This window comes from Paracoccus caeni, assembly GCF_016629665.1.
GTDB lineage: Bacteria > Pseudomonadota > Alphaproteobacteria > Rhodobacterales > Rhodobacteraceae > Paracoccus > Paracoccus caeni.
Genome location: NZ_JAEPRQ010000001.1, coordinates 1,015,912 through 1,037,646 on the forward strand (window position 1 = coordinate 1,015,912; position 21,735 = coordinate 1,037,646).

General features: G+C 63.4%; 19 protein-coding genes. 16 read left to right on the forward strand and 3 right to left on the reverse strand.

All coding sequences use genetic code 11. The annotated features are described in order from the left end of the window. Nucleotides 1–15: 15 nt before the first annotated feature. The 3 genes from JJJ17_RS04815 to JJJ17_RS04825 are packed head-to-tail and all read left to right on the forward strand — an operon-like array spanning nt 16 to nt 3,829. Nucleotides 16–1,617, forward strand: a complete 1,602-nt coding sequence (locus JJJ17_RS04815; RefSeq protein ID WP_200684816.1) for a GMC family oxidoreductase N-terminal domain-containing protein — start codon at nt 16–18, stop codon at nt 1,615–1,617. A 31-nt stretch (nt 1,618–1,648) separates the two neighbouring features. Then, entirely contained in the window at nt 1,649–2,818 is a 1,170-nt protein-coding gene (locus JJJ17_RS04820; RefSeq protein WP_200684155.1) for a dihydrodipicolinate synthase family protein, read from the forward strand. After that, nucleotides 2,819–3,829, forward strand: coding sequence for a LacI family DNA-binding transcriptional regulator (locus tag JJJ17_RS04825; RefSeq protein WP_200684156.1), 1,011 nt, complete (start codon nt 2,819–2,821; stop codon nt 3,827–3,829). It abuts the gene before it with no gap. Nucleotides 3,830–3,866: 37 nt separating this feature from the next. Here the strand turns inward: JJJ17_RS04825 and JJJ17_RS04830 are convergent, their stop codons facing one another. Further along, nucleotides 3,867–4,568 (reverse strand): rhomboid family intramembrane serine protease, encoded by a 702-nt coding sequence (locus JJJ17_RS04830; protein WP_200684157.1) that lies wholly within the window; start codon nt 4,566–4,568, stop codon nt 3,867–3,869. 75 nt (nt 4,569–4,643) lie between these two features. Between JJJ17_RS04830 and trpS the strand changes: the two genes are divergently transcribed. Then, nucleotides 4,644–5,678: a tryptophan--tRNA ligase gene (trpS, locus tag JJJ17_RS04835; protein WP_200684158.1), complete on the forward strand. Its 1,035-nt coding sequence runs from the start codon at nt 4,644–4,646 to the stop codon at nt 5,676–5,678. Nucleotides 5,679–5,811: 133 nt separating this feature from the next. On the opposite strand, the gene JJJ17_RS04840 is transcribed toward trpS, so the two are convergent. Next, a complete protein-coding gene (locus JJJ17_RS04840) occupies nt 5,812–6,708 on the reverse strand; it encodes an alpha/beta fold hydrolase (protein WP_200684159.1) in 897 nt (298 codons plus the stop codon). A 596-nt stretch (nt 6,709–7,304) separates the two neighbouring features. On the opposite strand from JJJ17_RS04840, the gene JJJ17_RS04845 reads away from it, so the two are divergent. The 10 genes from JJJ17_RS04845 to murB all read left to right on the forward strand — a co-directional run bounded on the left by JJJ17_RS04845 (nt 7,305) and on the right by murB (nt 19,193). Beyond that, on the forward strand, nt 7,305–9,947 hold the full coding sequence (locus tag JJJ17_RS04845) for an Rne/Rng family ribonuclease (RefSeq protein ID WP_200684161.1): 2,643 nt from the start codon (nt 7,305–7,307) through the stop codon (nt 9,945–9,947). Nucleotides 9,948–10,069: 122 nt separating this feature from the next. Further along, on the forward strand, nt 10,070–10,813 hold the full coding sequence (locus tag JJJ17_RS04850; protein ID WP_200684163.1) for a cytochrome c biogenesis CcdA family protein: 744 nt from the start codon (nt 10,070–10,072) through the stop codon (nt 10,811–10,813). A 256-nt stretch (nt 10,814–11,069) separates the two neighbouring features. Further along, on the forward strand, nt 11,070–11,927 hold the full coding sequence (locus JJJ17_RS04855; RefSeq protein ID WP_200684165.1) for an urea carboxylase-associated family protein: 858 nt from the start codon (nt 11,070–11,072) through the stop codon (nt 11,925–11,927). 323 nt (nt 11,928–12,250) lie between these two features. Beyond that, nucleotides 12,251–13,414: a putative lipid II flippase FtsW gene (ftsW, locus tag JJJ17_RS04860; RefSeq protein WP_200684167.1), complete on the forward strand. Its 1,164-nt coding sequence runs from the start codon at nt 12,251–12,253 to the stop codon at nt 13,412–13,414. Next, on the forward strand, nt 13,414–14,499 hold the full coding sequence (gene murG / locus JJJ17_RS04865) for an undecaprenyldiphospho-muramoylpentapeptide beta-N-acetylglucosaminyltransferase (RefSeq protein ID WP_200684169.1): 1,086 nt from the start codon (nt 13,414–13,416) through the stop codon (nt 14,497–14,499). The genes ftsW and murG overlap by 1 nt, the downstream gene beginning before the upstream one ends. Continuing rightward, complete coding sequence (gene murC / locus JJJ17_RS04870) at nt 14,496–15,923, forward strand: UDP-N-acetylmuramate--L-alanine ligase (protein ID WP_200684172.1); 1,428 nt, start codon at nt 14,496–14,498, stop codon at nt 15,921–15,923. The genes murG and murC overlap by 4 nt, the downstream gene beginning before the upstream one ends. Beyond that, nucleotides 15,920–16,186 carry a DUF2484 family protein gene (locus tag JJJ17_RS20525; RefSeq protein ID WP_200684173.1) on the forward strand — a complete coding sequence of 89 codons (267 nt, stop codon included), beginning with the start codon at nt 15,920–15,922 and terminating at the stop codon, nt 16,184–16,186. Before murC ends, JJJ17_RS20525 begins: the two co-directional genes overlap by 4 nt. A 105-nt stretch (nt 16,187–16,291) precedes the next feature. Next, the gene (locus JJJ17_RS04880; protein WP_200684174.1) at nt 16,292–16,678 is read left to right on the forward strand and encodes a hypothetical protein; all 387 of its coding nucleotides are present in this window, start codon (nt 16,292–16,294) and stop codon (nt 16,676–16,678) included. Nucleotides 16,679–16,762: 84 nt separating this feature from the next. Continuing rightward, nucleotides 16,763–17,941: a hypothetical protein gene (locus JJJ17_RS04885; RefSeq protein WP_200684175.1), complete on the forward strand. Its 1,179-nt coding sequence runs from the start codon at nt 16,763–16,765 to the stop codon at nt 17,939–17,941. A gap of 310 nt (nt 17,942–18,251) precedes the next feature. Then, nucleotides 18,252–19,193 (forward strand): UDP-N-acetylmuramate dehydrogenase, encoded by a 942-nt coding sequence (gene murB / locus JJJ17_RS04890; RefSeq protein WP_200684176.1) that lies wholly within the window; start codon nt 18,252–18,254, stop codon nt 19,191–19,193. Nucleotides 19,194–19,237: 44 nt separating this feature from the next. On the opposite strand, the gene JJJ17_RS04895 is transcribed toward murB, so the two are convergent. Beyond that, nucleotides 19,238–19,627: a hypothetical protein gene (locus tag JJJ17_RS04895; protein WP_200684177.1), complete on the reverse strand. Its 390-nt coding sequence runs from the start codon at nt 19,625–19,627 to the stop codon at nt 19,238–19,240. Between the two features lie 271 nt (nt 19,628–19,898). Between JJJ17_RS04895 and JJJ17_RS04900 the strand changes: the two genes are divergently transcribed. Together JJJ17_RS04900 and JJJ17_RS04905 are read left to right on the forward strand one after the other, a co-directional pair. Next, the gene (locus JJJ17_RS04900) at nt 19,899–20,786 is read left to right on the forward strand and encodes a D-alanine--D-alanine ligase (protein WP_234463867.1); all 888 of its coding nucleotides are present in this window, start codon (nt 19,899–19,901) and stop codon (nt 20,784–20,786) included. After that, on the forward strand, nt 20,777–21,733 hold the full coding sequence (locus JJJ17_RS04905; protein ID WP_325168764.1) for a cell division protein FtsQ/DivIB: 957 nt from the start codon (nt 20,777–20,779) through the stop codon (nt 21,731–21,733). The genes JJJ17_RS04900 and JJJ17_RS04905 overlap by 10 nt, the downstream gene beginning before the upstream one ends. Nucleotides 21,734–21,735 lie beyond the last annotated feature (2 nt).

Consider the following 21,735-nt stretch of genomic DNA (forward strand, 5'->3'; position numbering starts at 1 on the left):
AAAAGGGGGCGCGATATCGGCAAGGATTTCGACTTCATCATCGTCGGCGGCGGCAGCGCCGGATGCGTGCTGGCCAACCGGCTGAGCGAAGACCCCTCGGCCCGTGTCCTGTTGCTGGAGGCGGGCGGGCGTCCGCGCCATCCGTTCTATGCCATGCCCGCGGGCTTTGCGAAGATGACCAAGGGCATCGGTGCCTGGGGCTGGCAGACCGTGCCACAGCGGCACATGAACGATATGGTGATCCGCTATACGCAGGCGCGGGTGCTGGGCGGGGGCTCATCCATCAACGCGCAAATCTACACGCGCGGCAATCCCGCCGATTACGACGAATGGCGTCAGATGGGCTGCGACGGGTGGAGCTATGACGACATCCTGCCCTATTTCCGCAAGTCCGAGGATAATGACAGCTTCGACGACCATTTCCACGCGCAAGGTGGGCCGCTGGGCGTGTCGAAACCGCGCGCGCCGCTGCCGATCTGTGACGCCTATTTCCGCGCGGCGGCTGAGCTGGGTATTCCTTTCAACCCGGACATGAACGGGGCGGCGCAGGAGGGCGTCGGCTTTTATCAGCTTACCCAAAGACATGCGCGGCGATCTTCGACATCGGTTGCATTTCTGGACCCCGCCCGACGGCGTCCCAACCTGACCATCCGCTCGGGTCAGCAGGTGCTGCGGCTGTTGGTCGAAAACGGTCGGGCCATCGGTGTCGAACTTGCCATGGGCAACGAGGTCGAGCGGCTTCATGCGCGGGCCGAGGTGATCCTGTCATCCGGCGCAATTGGCTCGCCACGGCTGCTGATGCTGTCGGGGATCGGGCCTGCGGACCATCTGCATTCGCTGGGCATCCCGGTGGTTCTCGACCAGCCAGAGGTGGGCGCCAACCTTCAGGATCACCTTGACCTCTTCGTCATTGCTGAATGCAGCGGCCCCTATACCTATGACCGCTATGCCCGCCCGCTATGGTCTGCGGTGGCGGGCCTGCGCTATCTCTTGACGCGCGGCGGCCCGGTGGCGTCCAGCCTCTTTGAGACCGGCGGCTTCTGGTATGCCGATCCTGCCGCCGACCGCCCGGATATACAATTCCACCTTGGCCTTGGTTCGGGGATCGAGGCGGGGGTGGCTGCGATGCCGGATGGCGGGGTCACGCTGAATTCGGCCTATCTGCGGCCCCGGTCGCGGGGGACGGTGCGGCTGGCCTCGGCCGATCCGCTGGCGCCGCCGTTGATCGATCCGAACTACTGGGCCGATCCGCATGACCGTGAGATGTCCATCCGGGGGCTGAAGCTGGCGCAAGAGATCATGGCCGGGAACGCGCTGAAGCCGATGCTGAAACGCGAGGTGCTGCCGGGACCGGATGTGCAGACCGAGGCGGATTATTTCGCCTATGCCTGCCGCAACGCCAAGACCGACCATCATCCCGCAGGCACCTGCCGGATGGGGGGCGACGATGCCTCGGTCCTTGATCCGCAGCTTCGGTTTCGGGGGATTGCGGGGCTGAGGGTCGCGGATGCCTCGATCATGCCGCGGCTGAATTCATCGAACACCAATGCGCCGACGATCATGATCGCGGAAAAGGCGGCCGACATGATCAAGGCCGCAAACGGGCTGGCGTCGTGACGCACCGCCCGGAACAGAGGAGGTCAACAGGATGCTGATCCTGCCCAATGCCGATGGCACGCTTGCGCCCTATCGCCTGACCGGGGTGCCGCTGTCGCCCCGAGCGCCCGGCACCGCGTTCACCCGCACCGCCTTTGCGGCGGCGCATGTGGTCAGCGACCCCTTGCGCGACGATACGCCGTGGCTGGGGCGACCGGCGGTCGATTGGGACACGACGATGGCCGTTCGGCGCGGGCTGTGGGATCAGGGACTTGGTCTTGCCGAGGCGATGGACACGGCGCAGCGCGGCATGGGCGTGGACTGGCTGACCGCGAAGGAGCTGATCCAGCGCTGCATGGTCGAGGCGAAGGCGCATCCGCTGCGGCCACGGGTGGCCTGCGGCGCGGGGACCGATCACCAGACGCTGGACCAGCTTCGCGATCCGGGTGCGGTCATTGCCGCCTATGAGACGCAGATGGAGGCGATCGAGGCGGCAGGTGGGCAGGTGATCCTGATGGCCACCCGCGCGCTGCCCGCCATCGATGCGGGGCCGGATACCTATTTGCAGGTCTATGGCCGCCTTCTGGATCAGGCGCAGGCGCCGGTGATCCTGCACTGGCTGGGCGATATGTTCGATCCGGCGCTTGCGGGTTATTGGGGCAGCCGGGACGTGGCGGCGGCCTCGGATACGGTTCTGGCGCTGATCGAGGCGCATCAGGCCAAGGTCGATGGCATCAAGATTTCGCTTCTGGATCAGGCCCATGAAGAGGCGTTCCGGGCGCGGCTGCCGGAAGGTGTCAGGCTCTATACCGGCGACGATTTCAACTATGCCGCGCTGATTGAGGGTGACGGACGCCACCATTCCCACGCGCTTCTGGGCATCTTCGCCGCCATCGCCCCGGCAGCGTCACAGGCGCTTGAGGCTTTGGCCAAGGGCGACCGTACCGAATATCACCGGCTTCTGGCGCCCACCGTGCCGCTGTCGCGCGAGATTTTCCGTGCGCCGACGCAGTTCTACAAGGCCGGGATCGCCTTCCTTGCCTGGCTGAACGGCATGCAGACGCATTTCATCATGCCTGCCGGGTTTCAGTCCTCGCGCGGTATCCTGCATTACGCGCAGGTATTTCGTCTGGCCGATCAGGCCGGATTGCTGACCCAACCCGATCTTGCAGCCCATCGCATGCGCCAGCTTCTGGCGCTGCACGGTATCGTAGAGAGTTGAATGAACCGAAGACCTACCATTCTCGATGTCGCCAGCCATGCCGGCGTTTCGAAATCCACCGTTTCGCTGGTGCTGCAGGGCAGCCCGCTGGTGAAGGGAGAGACCGCCCGGCTGGTCCGGCAATCGATGTCCGATGTCGGATATGTCTATAACCGCGCCGCCGCGCAGTTGCGGTCTGCCTCGGTCGGGCTGATCGGCATGGTCATCAACGATCTGAGGAACCCGTTCTTCACCGAATTTGCCACGACCCTGCAAATGGCGCTGTCCTCCAGCGGCTATGCCACGGTCATGGCCAATTCGGACGAGGATCCCGAACTGCAAAGCCGTCTGGTCCGCTCGATGATCGAACATGGTGTCTCGGCGCTGGTCATCTCGCCGACCTATGGCGATGTCGCGGCCAGCTTCGATCAGATCAGCCGGGCGGGATTGCCCACGCTACAGGTGCTGCGCAAGGTCGATGACCGGCTGGATCAGTTTCCCTTCGCCTCGTTCGACTATTTCGATGGCGGCGTGCAGGCGACGCGGCATCTGATCGCCGAGGGCGCGCGCCGGATCGCATTCATCGGCGGCACGGAAGGGCGGCCGATCACCGAGGAACGCATCTCGGGTTACCGGCACGAGATGACGCGGATTGGAGCCAAACCGCTGGTGCTTTACGGGCGTCCGACGCGGGCGAATGGCGCCGCGCTGGCCGAGGAACTGCTGCGCGACCATCCCGATGTCGATGCTGCGATCTGTTTCAACGATCTGGTCTCGCTGGGCATGATGGCAAGTTTCGGGCGGCTTGGCCGCACCGTCGGGGCCGGTTTTCGCCTTGTCGGCTTCGACGATATCGAGGAAAGCGCGCAGGTCTGGCCCGCCTTGTCCTCGGTCAGTTGCGACATCGCGACCTTTGGGAAAGAGACGGCCACTACCCTGCTCGACTGGCTGATCCGCCACCAGAAGCCGGTTGCGGAACGGCGCGAGCCGGTGCGGCTGATCGTCCGCGCCTCCAGCACCGGCAAGACCTAGCCGCCCGATCAGGTGATCCGCGACGGCCTTGGGCGGATCATCTGTCGCGGATATGCTGCAGCGCGCGGGCGAAGCCGCCATCGATCAGCAGAAAACTCAGCCCGAAGCCTGCGAAAAAGCCCGCGATCTCGGCGATCCAGCCATAGCCCATGCCGCCATAGACCAGCCCGAAGACAAGCTGGAACACCAGCAGCAACCCGATCAGCGTGAAGGCGCGAAAGCGGTTTTCGTGAACGGCGGCAAGCCGGGTCCACAGCAGAAAGGTGAACGCGCCGACCAGCCCGTAAACCGCAGGATAGCCGCCGATGATCGGGCCGGGCCGGATCGGCAACAGGCTGACCGCCAGCGTATAGATCAACGCCCCGCCAATCGCCGAGCCAAGGTAAAGCGCCACAACCGCCCAAGGCCGGAACTCGCGCGCGACCATGTTGCCAAGGGCCAGCGTAAAGACCACCACGAACAGCGCGTGCGTCAGAGAGCTTTGGATGAAGCTGAAGCTCACCAGCCGGTAAAGCTGGTCCCATGCTACGGTGCCACGAAGCCAGATATGCTGGATGATCTCCGGCGTGAACCAAGTCGCCTGCAATGCCGTCAGCCGCAACCCGACGCCCTCGGAGCCGCCGATCATCCCCGTTTTGCCCAGCAGGAACACCAGTTCGCTGGCAATGACCGGCAGGGCCAGCAACCAGACCGGCAGGGGCAGCGGATTGATCGGTGACGAATTCACGCTATGGCGCATCGGATGTCCTTCACTGTTGCGGTCGCGGCAGCCAACAGCTAAGCCACCGCCAGAGAAAATCCAAGCAGGCCAGACATGAGCGAGACGACAAACACGCGCTTTACCCCGCGCATTCTCTCGGGCATCCAGCCGTCCGGGGGGCTGACGCTCGGGAATTACCTTGGCGCTCTGAAGCGCTTTGCCACATTTCAGGACACAGAGGCCGAGACGATCTATTGCATCGTCGATCTGCACGCGATCACCGTCTGGCAAGACCCTGCCGTTCTGGCAACACGCACCCGCGAGGCGGCAGCGGCCTTCATGGCGGCGGGCGTCGATCCGGCGAAATCGGTGCTCTTCAACCAAAGCCAGGTCAGCGCCCATGCCGAGCTTGCATGGCTGTTCAACACCGTTGCCCGCGTCGGCTGGATGTATCGGATGACCCAGTTCAAGGACAAGGCGGGCAAGAACAGCGAAAATGCCAGCCTTGGTCTGCTGGCCTATCCGGCGCTGATGGCGGCGGACATTCTGGCCTATCAGGCGACCGCCGTGCCGGTGGGCGAGGATCAGAAGCAGCATCTTGAGCTGACCCGCGACATTGCGGCAAAGTTCAACCATGATTACGGCGTCGAGCATTTCCCGATCACCGAACCACTGATCGAGGGTGTGGCAACGCGGGTCATGTCGCTGCGCGACGGGTCGAAGAAGATGTCGAAATCGGACCCTTCGGATGCCAGCCGGATCAATCTGACCGACGATGCGGACGCCATCTCGCAGAAAATCCGCAAGGCGCGCACCGATGCTGATCCGCTGCCCGGCACCATGGCTGGCCTGAAAGACCGGCCCGAGGCGCGCAATCTGGTCAATATCTATGCCGCTTTGTCGGACGAGACGCCCGATCAGGTTCTTTCCCGGTTCGAGGGGCAGGGCTTTGGTTCCTTCAAGCCCGCACTTGCCGAAGTCGCCGTCGCCGCGCTGGAGCCGATCACCCGGCGGATGACCGACTATCTGGCCGACCCTGCCGAGATCGACAGAATCCTTGGACGTGGCGCGGATCAGGCCGACGAAATCGCCGCGCCGATCCTTGCGAAAACCAAGGATATCATGGGTCTGCTGCGCTCGCGGAGCTAAGGGCGGCTTCTCCGGAGAACACAGAAAGGCGCGGTTTCCGGTGAAAGGAAACCGCGCCTTTTGCGTCTCTTGGAGAGGGCGCAGCAACTGTCTTGCAATTTGCATTCGCCCGGCAACGTAGGCTCACAGGCCCCTATACCCGCATCCCCCGCACATTCGCCGGTCTGGCCAGCAAGCGTGACCAGCGCGGTTCGGTCGCGCCGGGCAGGCGCGCTTTCAGCATCGGGAAGGGCAGCGCCCACGGGTGGCGCAAAGCGGTGCGGTAGAAATCGAACAACCCTTGCCGCAGATAGGGTGTCCAATGCGACAACCGCAGCGGAGCCCACTCGACCGGAAAGCCAAGCAGTTCCAAAGCCTTGAGGCTGTCTTTGCAGTCGATTTGCAGGTCGATCCAGTTCCGTGCGGGCTGGTCGAGACCAAAGCCAAGCACCCGCCGCCGACCCCGTCCCAGCCACAGCTCGATCCCGAAATCGAAGATGTCGTTCTCACGCGAGGTGATGTTGAGGATCTCGGCGCGGTTGCCTGCCTCGCTGGCGATGGCATCGGCGGCACTGTCGCGAAACTCGGCTCCGGCCAGCAGGATCGCCCGGCCGATGCTGCCCGGATCGGCGTGGTGCAGCGCCTGAAGCGCCACCCGCGCGCCCAGCGAATGCCCGATCACCGCGACCGGCCGCCCCGCCGCACCCGCCACCTCGGAAATCAGCGCCGCCAGATCGCCCCCGGCCGCGCCCGCCCGCGCATAGGCATCGGCCAGCCGTCCCCGCGCCTCCCAGCCGAAGGCCAGCGCCAGCCCCTCATCGGCATGGCCGCTGCCAAAGCCAAGCGCGCGCGGCCATGACAAGGACCGCCGCAGCGCCGGTTCGGGGTCAAGCGACAGGATATGGCGGTGCGGATCGTGCGAAGGAGTGGCGGGCGAATAGCGGTATCCGTGGATCATCACCACGATCGGCGCGTTCGGCGGCAAGGCCTGCGCCAGCCGCAGCAGCTCTGCCGGGGGTCGCTCAGGGGCGTTGATCCTGATGACGGGCATGGCTTGCCTCCGCATCTGTCCCGATGGTTGCGGGATAGGCCGAGGCTGCGACAGCACCGTGAAGGAAGCGTTAAGGCGGTGTGACGTTGCGCCGCCGCATCAGCCGCGCATGCCGCCCGGCGCAGGCTTAGGCGCAATCATCTTGCCAATCAGGTGACAAGCTGGAATTCGCCAATATCACATGGTGATGTTTTGGGCATTGAAATTGCCCCGAAGGAACCTCTATGTTGCGATTATGCGTCATGCACCACAATCAGGGGTTGTATGAGGCCGACAGTTTCGCAGCGCGGTATTTCTGTTCCTGAAAAACACGGACGGCAAGTGCCACGCGGGAAAGCCCGTCCGAGGCGCGCGTTCAAACGTGACCGGACGATGACAGACAACGGTTCGACCGGCATTGGCCGTCGGACCTCATGAAGGAACCGACGCGATGACGCGTGTAGGGAACGGACAGGATCGGGAGGGACGGGCATCACGCCTTGTCCGCCGTGAAGCCGTGTCCGCCGCGCGGTCCGCGTCCTCATCAACAAACCGCAATCAATGCTTGTGGGGGCTAGCGGCCCCTCCCGGCATTCGTTTGCGTGAAAGACATAACAATGGCAAAAAAAATGCTGATCGACGCCACCCATGCCGAGGAAACTCGGGTGGTTGTGGCCGACGGAACCAAGGTCGAAGAATTTGATTTCGAGACCATAAACAAGCGACAGATTTCGGGAAACATCTATCTGGCCAAGGTAACGCGGGTTGAACCCTCGTTGCAGGCGGCATTCGTCGATTACGGCGGGAACCGCCACGGCTTTCTGGCTTTCGCCGAGATTCACCCGGATTATTACCAGATCCCCGCCGCAGACCGCGAAGCGCTGATCGCCGAGGAACGCGCCTATGCCGAGGCGCAGGAGGCCGAAGAGGCCGCCCGCAGCAGTCGCCGCCGCAAGCCGCGTCCGCAGGCAGAACGCGCCGAGACGGGTGACGAGGTTCTGGCCGAAGACGCCGCTCCGGTCGCTGTGGATGAGGACGCAGCCGCCGACGAATCTCACGCCCATGCGCATGATGCCGATGATCATGGCGATAGCGATGATGCGACCCTCGACGCCTCGGACAAGGACGAGGATATCGAGTCGATCGCCGAAGAGGACGTGGCCGAGGAAACCCGCAGCCACAAAAAGCCGCGCCCGCGCCGCTACAAGATTCAGGAAGTGATCAAGGTCCGGCAGATCATGCTGGTCCAGGTGGTCAAGGAAGAACGCGGCAACAAGGGTGCTGCGCTGACCACCTATCTGTCGCTGCCCGGTCGTTATTGCGTCCTGATGCCCAACACCGCGCGTGGCGGCGGCATCAGCCGCAAGATCACCAATGTCGCCGACCGCAAGAAGCTGAAGGACATCGCCGGAGAGCTGGACGTGCCAAAGGGCGCGGGCCTGATCATCCGCACCGCCGGCAGCCAGCGCACCCGGACCGAGATCCGCCGTGACTATGAATATCTGCTGCGCCTCTGGGAACAGATCCGCGACCTGACCTTCAAATCTGTCGCTCCTGCGGCGATCTATGAAGAGGGCGATCTGATCAAGCGCTCGATCCGCGACCTTTACGGCAAGGATATCGACGAGGTGATCGTCGAGGGTGATCGCGGCTACCGCGTGGCCAAGGACTTCATGAAGATGATCATGCCGTCCCACGCCAAGAATGTCCGCAACTATGCCGACCAGATGCCGCTTTTCGCCCGTTATCAGGTGGAAAGCTATCTCTCGGGGATGTTCAACCCGGTCGTGCAGCTGAAATCCGGCGGCTATATCGTCATCGGCGTGACCGAGGCGCTGGTCGCCATCGACGTGAACTCGGGCCGGGCCACCAAGGAAGGCTCGATCGAGGAAACCGCGCTCAAGACCAACCTTGAGGCCTCGGACGAGGTGGCGCGTCAGTTGCGCCTGCGCGACCTTGCCGGTCTGATCGTCATCGACTTCATCGACATGGAAGAGCGTCGCAATAACGCCGCCGTCGAGAAGCGGTTGAAAGACAAGCTGAAATCGGATCGTGCGCGGATTCAGGTCGGCCGCATCTCGGGCTTTGGCCTGATGGAGATGAGCCGTCAGCGTCTGCGCCCCGGCATGCTGGAATCGACCACGCAGCCTTGCGCGCATTGCCACGGCACCGGCCTGATCCGCAGCGATGACAGCCTTGCGCTGACCATCCTGCGCGCCATCGAGGAAGAGGGCACTCGCAAACGCTCTCGCGAGGTTCTGGTCAAGGCGCCGGTTGCGGTGATCAACTTCCTGATCAACGCCAAGCGCGAACATGTCGCAGGGATCGAGGCGCGTTACGGCATGTCGGTCAGGCTTGAAGCTGATCCGACGCTGATCTCGCCCGATTATGCGATTGAGAAGTTCAAGACCGCGACCCGCAACGTCCCCGAAGTTTCGTCCCCGGTTCTGGGTGTCGATGCCGATCTGATGGCGCAGATCGATGATGAAGAGGACGATCTCGACATCATCGAGGATGCCGAGGAAGTGACCGAAGAGCCGCAGCAGGAAGCCGCTGCTGCAAACGGGCCTCGTGGCGCTGATGACGAGGAAGACGAGGGGGGCCGTTCGCGCCGCCGTCGCCGTCGTCGTCGCCGGAAGAATGGCGAGCGTGGGGATGACGCCGAAGGCGATGCCGTCGCGGCAGAAGCCGAGGGCGATGACGCTGAGGTCGCCGAAGAGACCGGCACCGCCGAAGCTGCCGAGGAAGCCCCGGCAGTCGAAGCCGCGGAAGAACCTGCCGAGGGTGGCCGCCGTCGGTCGCGCTCGCGCTCTCGCGGTCGCAAGCGTGGGGGCGAGGATGAGCAAGCCGGCAAGGCCGGCCTGCCCGAAGTCGTGGACCTGCGCGATCACGTCGATCAAAGCCGGGCCGACGAACTTCCGGGCGTGAACCTGCGCCCCGAAGCCGCGAAGGCTGAGGCTGCGAAACCCGAAGAACAGGCCGTCGCCGCCCCGGTCGCCGCCGTGATCGAGACACCCTTGGTCCATCACGCCGCCGATCACGTGGTCGCCGAAGTCGTGGTTGAGGAAGCCGAGCCTGCAGCGGAAGAAGCTGCGGCAGAGCCCGTGGCCGAGCCCCCCGCAGAGCCGGTTGCGCCCGAAGCCGAAGAGCAGGCTGCACCCGAAGCGGCCCCTGAACCGGCACTCGCCGAGGCCGCTCCGCAGGCCGCAGCCGACCCGGATCGCCCTAAACGGCGCGGCTGGTGGTCGGCGGGTCGCTGATCTTTACGAACTGATTTTGAAAGGCGCGCGGCATCTGTCGCGCGCCTTTTTCGTTAGCCGCCCACGAAGGCGTGACAAACTGGCCCCTGTCGCCCGCGCGATCCTTCGCTAAAGTGCCCGCCATGTTGGGAATCGAACTTGCCACCGCCGCCTTTCTGCCCGCCGCTTTCGTGGCGTTGCTGGCCGGTGTGCTGTCATTCCTGTCGCCCTGCGTTCTGCCCATCGTGCCGCCCTATCTGGCCTATATGACCGGCGTTGGCGTCAATGGCCTGAAAACGAGAGAGCGCAGCGCGGTCCTTCCCGCCTGTTTCTTTGTCCTGGGCCTTTCGACGGTCTTTCTGGTCATGGGCTTCGCGGCCTCGGCCTTCGGGCGCGCATTCCTGCAATATCAGCATCTTCTGGCACAGGCTGCCGGGGTGATGGTGATCGTAATGGGCCTGCATTTCCTGCACATCATCCGCATCCCGATCCTTGATCAGGAAGCCCGGATCGAGGCGGGCAAGCAGGATGGCGGCGCGTTCGGTGCCTATGTGCTAGGCCTCGCCTTCGCCTTCGGCTGGACCCCCTGCATCGGCCCGCAGCTTGGCATGATCCTGTCGCTGGCCGCGACGGGCGGCGAAATGTCCCGCGGCACCGCGCTGCTTGCCGTTTATGCGCTTGGCCTTGGCATCCCGTTCCTGCTGGCCGCGATTTTCATCAATCGCGCGATTGCCGTCATGAACCGGATCAAGCCCTGGCTGAAAACCATCGAGCGGGTCATGGGTGTGCTGCTGATCGTGGTCGGGGTGATGCTGATCACCGGCGCGTTCACCGAATTCAGCTTCTGGCTTCTGGAGACTTTCCCCGGATTGGCACTCTTGGGCTGAGCCTTCCGTCGAATGAAGAGTCCCCGCCCGGAACAAGGTGCCGAAGGCACCGCCGGGCAGTGCCCGTCCGTCCCACCGGGCGGGCACTTCGGTGATGTTTCGCACAACAGGGAGGGAGGACGGGCTGGCACCATAAAGTGTGAAGAACACCTGTTGTAGTGCCCAACCGACGGACCGGCACTGCCCTCCGCTCTGACCGGCCCACACCCTTGCACCTCAGCTTATTTCCGGCACCATGCACGGCGAAGGAGCCGCCATGACCCGCGATCACACCCCACCCGCCGATGCCGATGCCCGCCGTGCCATCGCCCCCGTGACCTGCTACCCGACCGAAAGCCTGCCGCCTGTCGATCTTGCGGCCTATCGCGCCGCCCGCGACGGCTGGCAGATGATCTCGGAAACCATCGTCCCGCCGCGCGAGGCGCGTTGCTTTGATATTCCCGCCGGTCATTTCTTCCGCATCATCAGCACTGAAGGCCCACAGGTCGGCGACCTCAACCTCTGGTCCGCTGACCTGACCGAGCGCTTCTATTCCGGCAAAACCCGCGCCCTTCACGGCACCCACCTGACAACCGGCGCGCGGCTGTGGTCATCCTTCCCGACCATGCGCCCGCTGGCCACGATCACCAATGACACGCTGGATTGGTATGGCTTCGACCAATATGGCTGCGGCGTCCATGATGTGATCGGCACCCGCTGCGATCCCTACACGCATAATCTGCTGTCAAAGGGCGGCCAATATCATCATTGCTGCCATTCGAACCTGACACGCGCGCTGTCGGATGCCCGCAATCTGCCGCAGGATCGGGCCGAGGCGCTGGTCCATGACGTGCTGAACGTGTTCATGTGCACCGGGTTTTCGCGCCAGACCGGCCAATATCTGATGAAGGCCAGCCCGGTTCGGCCCGGCGATCATCTGGAATTTTTCGCCGAGATCGACCTTTTGGGTGCCCTGTCCGCCTGTCCCGGAGGCGATTGCAGCGCCGAACATTCCTCGGACGCCGCCGCCTGTTATCCGCTGCTGGTGCAGGTTTACCGCCCGCTGTCGCCGCCCCAGGGATGGCGGGCACCTTTGCCCAACGGCTACGACCGTAGCCATGGCATATCGCGATAACCTGTCCCACCTGTCAGACGCGCCCTCAGACAATAGGTATCCTTACCTATGGAAACCGATCTCAGGGAACATAGATTTCCCGCAACCGATGGCAAAAGCTGAAGATTGTTTCGCCAGTTTTTGAAATCGTGCGTAGCGTGACCAGTATGACCCCCGGACCCTCCCACGGGGGTCTTTTGCTGTCCGGGCTATCGAAAATCCCCGCTTTTGCTGGCCGGAAGGGCCGGTGCAATCGACTGTGGCGCGACAGGATTTTTCGCGCTATGCTGCCCCTTAGATCCGGAGAAACCGGACAAGGCAGAGGCAGTGACGGCGGTATTCCCATGACCGAGATGGTCTTTGGCGCCACGCCCGTAAGGGCGGGTGATCCGATTCTTCCCCGCTGGTGGCGGACATTGGACAAATGGTCCCTTGCATGCGTGCTGGGCCTGTTTGCCATAGGTCTGTTGCTGGGATTGGCGGCCTCGGTTCCGCTGGCAGAAAAGAACAACCTTCCACGCTTTTACTATGTCGAGCGACAGGCGATGTTCGGCGGTGTCGCGCTGGTCGTGATGCTGGTGATCTCGATGATGTCGCCGCGACAGATCAGGCGGATCGGGGTTTTGGGCTTTCTGGCCTCGTTCCTGCTGATCGCGGCGCTGCCGATCATCGGCACCGATTTCGGCAAGGGGGCAACGCGCTGGCTAAGCCTTGGCTTCGTCTCGATCCAGCCCTCGGAATTTCTGAAACCCGGCTTCGTCGCCATCTGCGCGTGGTTCATGGCCTCCTCGCAAGAGGTGGGCGGCCCTCCCGGCAAGACCTATTCCTTCGGCGTGGCGCTGATCATCGTGGTCCTTCTGGCGCTGCAACCCGATTTCGGCCAAGCCTCGCTGGTCCTGTTCTCATGGCTGGTGATGTATTTCGTCGCCGGAGCGCCGATGTTCCTGCTGCTCTGCGTGGCCGGTATGGCGGTGATGGGGGGGGCTTTCGCCTATGGTGCATCGGAACACTTTGCCCGCCGCATCAACGGCTTTCTCTCGCCCGAGATCGATCCGCGCACCCAGATCGGCTATGCCACCAAGGCCATTCAGGACGGCGGCTTCTTTGGCGTCGGCGTCGGTGAAGGCTCGGTCAAATGGTCGCTGCCGGATGCCCATACCGACTTCATCATCGCCGTCGCGGCCGAGGAATACGGCACCATCTTGGTCCTCGCCATCATCGCGCTTTACTGCACCATCGTGATCCGCTCGCTGTTTCGCATGTTGCGCGAACGTGATCCCTTCGCCCGCATCGCCGGGACCGGCCTTGCCTGCGCCTTCGGTGTGCAGGCGCTGATCAATATGGGTGTGGCCGTGCGGCTGCTGCCCGCAAAGGGGATGACGCTGCCCTTTGTCAGCTATGGCGGCTCGTCGGTCATCGCTTCGGGCATTGCGCTTGGTATGCTGCTGGCCCTGACCCGCTCGCGCCCGCAGGGCGAACTGGCCGAGATCCTGCGGCGGAGAGGCTGATGGCGGCTCCGCTTGCTTTGATCGCCGCCGGGGGGACCGGCGGCCATATGTTTCCGGCACAGGCTTTGGCGGAACTGCTGCTGTCCGAAGGATGGCGCGTCAAGCTGTCCACCGATGAACGCGGAGCCCGCTATGCTGGGAATTTCCCGCAAGAGGTCCAGCGCAGCGTGGTCCAATCCGCGACCACGTCGCGCGGCGGTGTGCTGGGCAAGCTGGCCGCGCCGTTCAAAATCGCCGCGGGCGTGCTGTCAGCCCGATCCGAATTTCGCCGTGACCGGCCCAGTGTGGTGATCGGCTTTGGCGGCTATCCAACCATTCCGGCGCTGTCGGCGGCGCTGACCCTTGGCCTGCCGCGCATGATCCACGAACAAAATGGCGTGATGGGCCGCGTGAACGGTCTCTTCGCGCGCCGCGTTGATCGGGTGGCCTGCGGCACATGGCCAACCGAACTCCCTGAGGGGGTCGAGGGCGTCCATACCGGCAATCCGGTCCGCGGCACCGTGCTGGATTTCGCCGCCGCACCCTATACCGCGCCGGGGCAGGGCGATCTGCACCTGCTGGTCATCGGCGGCTCGCAGGGGGCGCGCGTCCTGTCGGATCTGGTCCCGCAAGCCGTGGCAGCCTTGCCTGACGATCTGCGTCAGCGCCTGTATATCAGCCATCAGGCCCGCGCCGAGGATGCCGACCGCGTCAGTCGCGCCTATTCGGATGCAGGTGTCCGGGCCGAGGTGCAGCCCTTCTTTACCGATGTGCCGGAACGGCTGGCACAGGCGCAACTGGTCATCAGCCGGTCGGGCGCATCCTCGCTTGCCGACATCACCGTGGTCGGGCGCCCGTCAATCCTGATCCCGCTGGCCATCGCCACCGGCGATCACCAGACCGCCAATGCTCAGGCGCTGGCCGAGGCGGGCGCGGCCCTTGTCCACCCGGAATCCGTCCTTGACGCGGAAAGCCTGACGCGCGACATCCGCGCAATTCTTACCGACCCCGCCCGTGCCAGCGATATGGCCCGCGCGGCCTTGTCGCTTGGACGCCCGGATGCGGCGCGGCGGCTCTATGAAATCGTCACGGAGATGATGCCATGAACGCGGCCACCAAACTGCCCGGCGAACTGGGTCCGATTCATTTTGTGGGCATCGGCGGTATCGGCATGTCGGGCATCGCCGAGGTACTGCTGACCCTTGGCTATCAGGTGCAGGGCAGCGATCTGAAACGCTCGAAGATCACCGACCGGCTGGAAACCCTTGGCGCCCGCGTCTTTGAAGGCCAGACCGCCGAGAATATCGGAGAGGCGGCGGTGATCGTCATCTCGACCGCGATCAAGAAGGGCAATCCCGAACTGGAAGAGGCCCGCCGCCGTGGCCTTCCCGTCGTCCGCCGGGCCGAGATGCTGGCTGAACTGATGCGGATGAAATCCAACATCGCCATTGCCGGAACTCACGGCAAGACCACCACCACCACCATGGTCGCGACTCTGCTGGACGCTGGCGGCATCGATCCGACGGTGATCAATGGCGGGGTGATCCACGCCTATGGCTCGAACGCGCGGGCCGGGGCGGGCGAGTGGATGGTGGTCGAGGCCGATGAAAGCGACGGTAGCTTCAATCGCCTGCCTGCCGACATCGCCATCATCACCAATATCGACCCCGAGCATATGGAGCATTGGGGCAGCTTCGATGCGCTGCGTCAGGGCTTTCTGAATTTCGCATCCGGCATTCCCTTCTACGGCCTTGCCGTCTGCTGCACCGACCACCCCGAAGTGCAGGCGCTGGTCGGGAAACTGACCGACCGCCGCGTGGTCACCTTCGGCTTCAACGCGCAGGCCGATGTGCGGGCGATGAACCTGCATTATCAGAACGGCATCGCCCATTTCGACATCGCGCTGCAAGGCGAAGGCCCGACCGAGACCGGCGATATCGAGATGATCGAGGGCTGCACCCTGCCGATGCCCGGCGATCACAACGTCTCGAACGCCTTGGCCGCCGTGGCCGTGGCCCGTCACCTTGGCATGAAGAAATCCGAAATCCGCGAGGCGCTTGCGAAATTCGGCGGTGTCGGCCGCCGCTTTACCAAGGTGGGTGAAGTGAACGGCGTCACCATCATCGACGATTACGGCCACCACCCGGTCGAGATCGCGGCGGTGCTGAAAGCCGCCCGGCAATCCACGCAGGGCCGCGTCATCGCCGTGCATCAGCCGCACCGCTATTCGCGCCTGTCGAACCTGTTCGAGGATTTCTGCACCTGCTTCAACGAAGCCGATGTCGTCGCCATCGCCGAGGTCTATTCGGCAGGCGAAGACCCGATCCCTGGCGCCTCTCGCGACGATCTGGTCGCCGGGCTGATCGCCCACGGCCACCGCCATGCCCGCGCCATCATCAGCGAGGACGATCTTGAGCGGCTGGTCCGCGAACAGGCCCGTCCGGGCGATATGGTGGTTTGCCTTGGCGCGGGCACGATCTCGACCTGGGCCAATGCGCTGCCCGCGCGACTTCAAGGCGCGGCTGCGTGAGCCGGGCCGAACTTCTTTCCCTTGCGCTGCCAGCCCTGTGGCTGCTGCTGGTCTGGATTATCCCGATGCTGCGCGCCGAATATCGCCGCCACGCACTGCGCGCGATGGTGGTGGTGGGCGTGCCCATCCTGGGCTGGCTGACGCTTTACTGGGGCCCGATCATGGGCATCGGCGCTTTCGCGGTCGGGCTGATCCTGCTTGTGACCCTGCCCAGCGGCACGGCCCGCCGCCCGACCCCTCCGGCACAGGGGGAAATGCCGTAAGCGACGCCGCGTGGCGATGGTCCTACGGATAAACCCTTGGCGTCGATTTTTGTGTTTCTTCCGATTTTCTGTATCATTTTCAGTATGCCTGTTTGAGGTCGCACCATGGAGCTTCTGCTTTACGCCGTCCCGATCGCCTTGGCGCTTGGCGCAATGGCCATCGGCATCATCCGCGTCTCGTCCCGAACATGGCTGCCGCTGGCAATCGGTTTCGGCACCTTGGCGGGCTCGGCATTCGGCTGCTACGCGATTTCGATGGGCAAATCCGGTCACTATCTGGCGGGCCTCATCGGCGCACTTTTCGCCATGCTTCTTGGACTTTGCGCGGGCGCGATTGGCACAGGCGTTATCCTCCGCTGGCTTTACCAGCAGTTTCAACGCGGCGTGGCAAAGCAGATGGTGACGATCTACAGCCCACCCTCGCGACCATGGGACATTGCCATCTACGTGCTTCTGTCGCTGGCCGGGCTGATCCTCAGCGCGATTGAGTAAGCGGGCGCATGACAGCACCGCGAAACGCGCGCTAAACCATTAAAAAAGCTTGCCGAACGCCTGCCAAGAGGTGATTTTCCTCGCATGAGCGATCTGCCCCGGATTAACGACAGAGACAGCCTTGAAGCATGGCTGCGGACACGGCCGCAAGGCGATGCGTTTGAGATCGTCCATCGGGCCGCACTCCGCCTAATGCCGCTAAGCATCGCAGCGATGTCTGGACCTTGGGCGCAAGAACGCCATGTGACCGCGACCCCGATCCTGCGTTTGAATCTGATCCTCGGCGTTGCGAAAGCGTATCCTACCCCGGAGATCAGAGAGGCTACCGAGCTTGCCGTTCGCTCGGCGCATAATGTCGAGTCCGCCGCAGAGGGTGTCGGCTTCAGTACCGAAAGAGGCCTCGCCTATCGCGCCTACATATCCATCAACACCGCTGTCGGCGCCGCCCATGCTATCCGCGCTGCGGACATTCACCTTACGGGATACCTCGTCGACGGCGCTTTGCTTGTTATCAACAACGCTCTCGCCACCTTAGCCCGCCGCAATGTGTCCGCTCAGGGTTACTGGAATTCTATAGCAATGGATGTTCACGCCTTCGTCGTCGGCAGGGACGTGAATACTGTGCCGCTCTGGGCAGATGTCAGTCCCCTAGCAGAGCAGTGGCAGGCCAGTATTCCCGTACTACGAAGCACCCCGGCAGGCGATTTCTGGCGCGATTGGTATCAGGCCGCGCTTGATGGCCGTCCACAGGACTGGGCATTGCTACGTGACATCGCGCTGATCCCCGACGATCTGTGGAACGAGGGCGGTAATAGACTGGATCGAGAAATCAGAAACACGCTTGAACGCCACAGGCTCCTGGCTCAGGTCCGTGATCTGAAGGCGCAACTGCAAGCGTCGGATACTGAGGCGATCCCGCTCGCTTATCGAGGGCACAATAATCCGCCGGAACTTGTGAATGAGCCCGTCCACGAAATCGACAGATTGGTCGACGTTCTGGACGAGGCGGAACAAGCGCTGCAGAAATCCAAACCTTCTCGATCGCTCCTTCGTCACATTGCGCAAAGCGTCGCAACGACCGTGACAGCAATAGCGGCATATTGCGCCACTCTTGGCGATGAGGTTCTGAAGGCTACAGCGAAAGAGATCGGAAGCTCTGCCGGGAAATGGATGGTACGTGCAGGTGTTGCGTATTTTGTCGTGAACCAGTCAGCATTCATGGAACTTGTTGAGGCACTGAAGCAACTGGCTAGGGTGTTATGAGCGCCCGCCCACGCCACAAAGACGTACGGCGGGCGCGGCGCCTTAAAGTGCGCAGGAGCATCTGTCGCAGTACCCACCCGCGGTCGGGCACCGGCCTCCGCTTTCGAACACCGATGAAGGCTTAACAACCCCTTAACCCACCGTTCGCAAGCTGTGTACGCCCTGTGTACATCCTGTGCATGCCCGGTGGACGCGCTGTGCAGCCGAAAACCCAGCATTTGCTGGCCGATCCTTGCCGGAGCTACGCAACATGTCATCACCCCCGTTGCGCCGATATTGACGCCTCTGCCGCGGCTGGCTACCAGAACGGATGACCTTCGATTTGCCCCCCGTTCGCGGCACGCTGACCCCGAACCGCCCGCTCGATTCCCTGACATGGCTGCGCGTCGGCGGCCCCGCCGACTGGCTTTTCCAGCCCGCCGATGACGATGATCTCGCGTCCTTCCTTGCCGCGTTGGACCCCGCCGTGCCAGTCTTTCCGATTGGCGTCGGCTCGAACCTGATTGTCCGCGACGGCGGTATCCGCGGCGTCGTCATTCGCTTGGGCCGTGGCTTCAATGGCATTGAAACCGCAGGAGAAAATGTCACAGCAGGGGCTGCGGCACTGGATGCCCATGTCGCGCGGCGCGCGGCGGATGCGGGGCTTGATCTGACTTTCCTGCGCACCATTCCGGGCAGCATCGGCGGCGCCATTCGCATGAACGCGGGCTGCTATGGCAGCTATACTGCCGACCATTTGATCGAGGCCCGAGCCATCACCCGCGACGGCACCCGGATCACGCTGACACCCGCCGACCTGAACTTCGCCTACCGCCATTCGGACCTGCCCGAAGGCTGCATCCTCACCGAGGCCACCTTCCGCGCCACGCCCGGCGACCCCGATGCGCTGCACGCGAAAATGGCCGCCCAACTGACCAAGCGCGACGAAACCCAACCCACCAAGGAACGCAGCGCCGGCTCAACCTTCCGCAACCCCGCAGGCTTCAGCTCGACGGGACGCGAGGACGATACGCATGACCTGAAAGCATGGTCGCTGATCGACCGTGCCGGTCTGCGTGGGCATAGCTGGGGTGGGGCGCAAATGTCTGAAAAGCATCCGAATTTCCTGCTGAACACCGGCGGGGCGACGGCTGCGGAACTGGAAGCCCTGGGCGAGCTGGTCCGCCGCCGCGTGCTGGAAGACAGCGGCCATGAGTTGCAATGGGAAGTCATCCGGGTCGGTGATCCGGGGGATGATCCGAACGAGGGCTGAATGGCGCGGAACCGTTTCCGCGCCACCCTGCTTTACCCCTTGGCTTACCGGCAGCGTGCCAAGGCGTAGAGGGTGAAATCTGCGCCACCCGCCATCGAGGTATATTGCGCGTTCACCGCCGGATCGAACCGTGCCCATTCGCAACGCGAGCTTGTCTCAAGCGCCGCTTGCGCCAGTCTCTGACGCTCGGCAAGCGATGCCGAGCGGTCGCTGCCGGTGACCGTCGGCGTGATGATGAACATGATCGGCGTCAGTCCGTCATCGCGCTTGCCGAATGCCGATGCATCGGCCCATTTCACGTTGTAATCGCCGACCGTCACTTTGTTGCTGTCGCTGAAATGGACGCTATTGCCGCTCGAACAGGCAGCAAGCAGCGCTGCGGTCATGGTCAGGCCCAAAAGGCGCATCATTTTCTTGCCGGGAATCATGTTCATCTTTGAAATCCAATGGTGTTTCCGCGCGGAATATGCGTTGCCGCCAAGAACGTCGCAAGCGATTGGAGTCGCGGAAATATTCCGCTGAACGACGATAATTGCTCTTTTGTGATTCGGGCTTGTCGGCTAATGTGGGTTATACAGAACGAACAGCAGGCATGAACGGTCGTCTAAAAGACTGACATGGCTACGAAAACCCGGAACAACCGGGAAGAAGAGGCGAAAAGTGGCGGGCAGGTCGAGCAGGACAGCCCACACCGTTGCAGTCCTGATGGGTGGCCCCTCGGCCGAGCGCGAGGTGTCCCTGTCTTCCGGTCGCGAATGCGCGGCTGCACTGCGGGTGGCGGGTTATGACGTGACCGAGGTGATCCTCGGCAAGGATCGCGGCGGCGATGTCGTTGCGGAACTGAGCAAACTTGCCCCCGATGTCGTCTTCAACGCCCTTCATGGCCGCTTTGGCGAGGATGGCTGCGTGCAGGGCATCCTTGAATGGATGGACCTGCCCTATACCCATTCGGGTGTGTTGGCCTCGGCCTTGGCGATGGACAAGACCCGCTCGAAACTGGCGCTGCGCGAGGCGGGGTTGCCGGTGCTGGAAAGCCTGATCGCCGATGCCGATGAGGTGCGCAGCCGCCATGTGATGCAGCCGCCCTATGTGGTGAAGCCGAATGACGAGGGCTCTTCGGTCGGCGTCTATCTGATCCATGACGGCGCCAATCAGCCGCCGCAATTGTCGGATGCGATGCCCGCGCGGGTCATGGTCGAAACCTATGCGCCGGGGCGCGAGATGACGGTGGCGGTCTTGGGCGACCGGGCGCTTGGGGTGACCGAGATCATCACCGACGGCTGGTATGATTACGATGCCAAGTACAAGCCCGGCGGTTCGCGCCACGAAATTCCCGCCAATATTCCGGCAGAGATCACCGAGGCCTGCCTCGACTATGCCGTCAGGGCCCATCAGGCGCTTGGCTGCAAGGGGCTTTCGCGCACCGATTTCCGGTGGGACGAGACGCGCGGTCTTGCCGGGCTGTTCCTGCTGGAGGTGAACACGCAACCCGGTATGACCCCCACTTCGCTTGCGCCCGAACAGGCGGCGAAGGTGGGCATCGATTTCCCCGCGCTGATGCGCTGGATGGTGGAGGATGCGCTGTGCCGCTGATCACCGATCACCGTCCGAGCCGTCAGCCGCAACCGCAGCCCCAGCAGGCGCCGCGGGTGAAGCGCGATCCGGCGCCCTCGCGGCTGCAATACCGGCTGGAGCGGATGTGGCTGAAGCCGCTTTATCGCCGGGTGGTTCGGATCGGGCTTCCGGCCTTTCTGATCGCGATGATCGCTGGCCTGTGGCTGTCCGATGATGACCGGCGCGCGTCGCTGAACGAGGATCTGACGGCCATTCTGCAAAAGGTGCAAAGCCGCAAGGAGTTTCAGGTCCAGATGATGACGGTCGAGGGTGCCTCGCCCGTCGTGGACAAGGCGCTGCGGTCGATGCTGCCGGTCGATCTGCCTGCATCGAGCTTCGAAATCGATCTGGCGGCTTTGCGGCTTCAGGTGATGCAGCTTGACGCGATTGAATCGATCGATCTGCGGATCAAGCCCGGCGGCATTCTGTCCGCGGTGGTGAAAGAGCGTCAGCCTGCGGTTCTGTGGCGCAATGCGCGCGGGATCGAAATGCTGGACGCGACCGGGCACCGGGTGGCCAGCGTCACGTCGCGCGATGTGCGCAGCGATCTGCCGCTGATCACCGGAGAAGGCGCCGATCTGAAGGTGGACGAAGCTCTGGCGCTGTTCGATGCCGCCGGGCCGATCCTGCCGCGTGTGCGTGGATTGGTGCGCCGGGGTGAACGGCGTTGGGATCTGGTGCTGGATCACGGTCAGCGGATCATGCTGCCTGCGGACGGTGCGCAGATCGCGCTGGAAGCCGCCGTCGCGCTGGACCGGGCGCAGGATATGCTGGGCCGCGATCTGAGCGTGGTCGATTTGCGCAATCCGTCAAAGCCGGTTCTGCGCCTGGGCATCGATGCCAGAAACACCATCCGAGAAGCCCGCAAGCAGCCTCTTCTGGGGCCTGACGGGCGGATCATCACAGACGAAAACAAGGGGGGCTGAGC

Excerpts from the sequence above, each read along its gene's own strand:
- JJJ17_RS04820 (WP_200684155.1), top strand. The coding sequence starts at position 1,649 with ATGCTGATCCTGCCCAATGCCGATGGCACGCTTGCGCCCTATCGCCTG.
- JJJ17_RS04825 (WP_200684156.1), top strand. The coding sequence starts at position 2,819 with ATGAACCGAAGACCTACCATTCTCGATGTCGCCAGCCATGCCGGCGTT.
- JJJ17_RS04830 (WP_200684157.1), bottom strand. The coding sequence starts at position 4,568 with ATGCGCCATAGCGTGAATTCGTCACCGATCAATCCGCTGCCCCTGCCG.
- trpS (WP_200684158.1), top strand. The coding sequence starts at position 4,644 with ATGAGCGAGACGACAAACACGCGCTTTACCCCGCGCATTCTCTCGGGC.
- JJJ17_RS04840 (WP_200684159.1), bottom strand. The coding sequence starts at position 6,708 with ATGCCCGTCATCAGGATCAACGCCCCTGAGCGACCCCCGGCAGAGCTG.
- JJJ17_RS04845 (WP_200684161.1), top strand. The coding sequence starts at position 7,305 with ATGGCAAAAAAAATGCTGATCGACGCCACCCATGCCGAGGAAACTCGG.
- JJJ17_RS04850 (WP_200684163.1), top strand. The coding sequence starts at position 10,070 with ATGTTGGGAATCGAACTTGCCACCGCCGCCTTTCTGCCCGCCGCTTTC.
- JJJ17_RS04855 (WP_200684165.1), top strand. The coding sequence starts at position 11,070 with ATGACCCGCGATCACACCCCACCCGCCGATGCCGATGCCCGCCGTGCC.
- ftsW (WP_200684167.1), top strand. The coding sequence starts at position 12,251 with ATGACCGAGATGGTCTTTGGCGCCACGCCCGTAAGGGCGGGTGATCCG.
- murG (WP_200684169.1), top strand. The coding sequence starts at position 13,414 with ATGGCGGCTCCGCTTGCTTTGATCGCCGCCGGGGGGACCGGCGGCCAT.
- murC (WP_200684172.1), top strand. The coding sequence starts at position 14,496 with ATGAACGCGGCCACCAAACTGCCCGGCGAACTGGGTCCGATTCATTTT.
- JJJ17_RS04880 (WP_200684174.1), top strand. The coding sequence starts at position 16,292 with ATGGAGCTTCTGCTTTACGCCGTCCCGATCGCCTTGGCGCTTGGCGCA.
- JJJ17_RS04885 (WP_200684175.1), top strand. The coding sequence starts at position 16,763 with ATGAGCGATCTGCCCCGGATTAACGACAGAGACAGCCTTGAAGCATGG.
- murB (WP_200684176.1), top strand. The coding sequence starts at position 18,252 with ATGACCTTCGATTTGCCCCCCGTTCGCGGCACGCTGACCCCGAACCGC.
- JJJ17_RS04895 (WP_200684177.1), bottom strand. The coding sequence starts at position 19,627 with ATGAACATGATTCCCGGCAAGAAAATGATGCGCCTTTTGGGCCTGACC.
- JJJ17_RS04900 (WP_234463867.1), top strand. The coding sequence starts at position 19,899 with ATGGGTGGCCCCTCGGCCGAGCGCGAGGTGTCCCTGTCTTCCGGTCGC.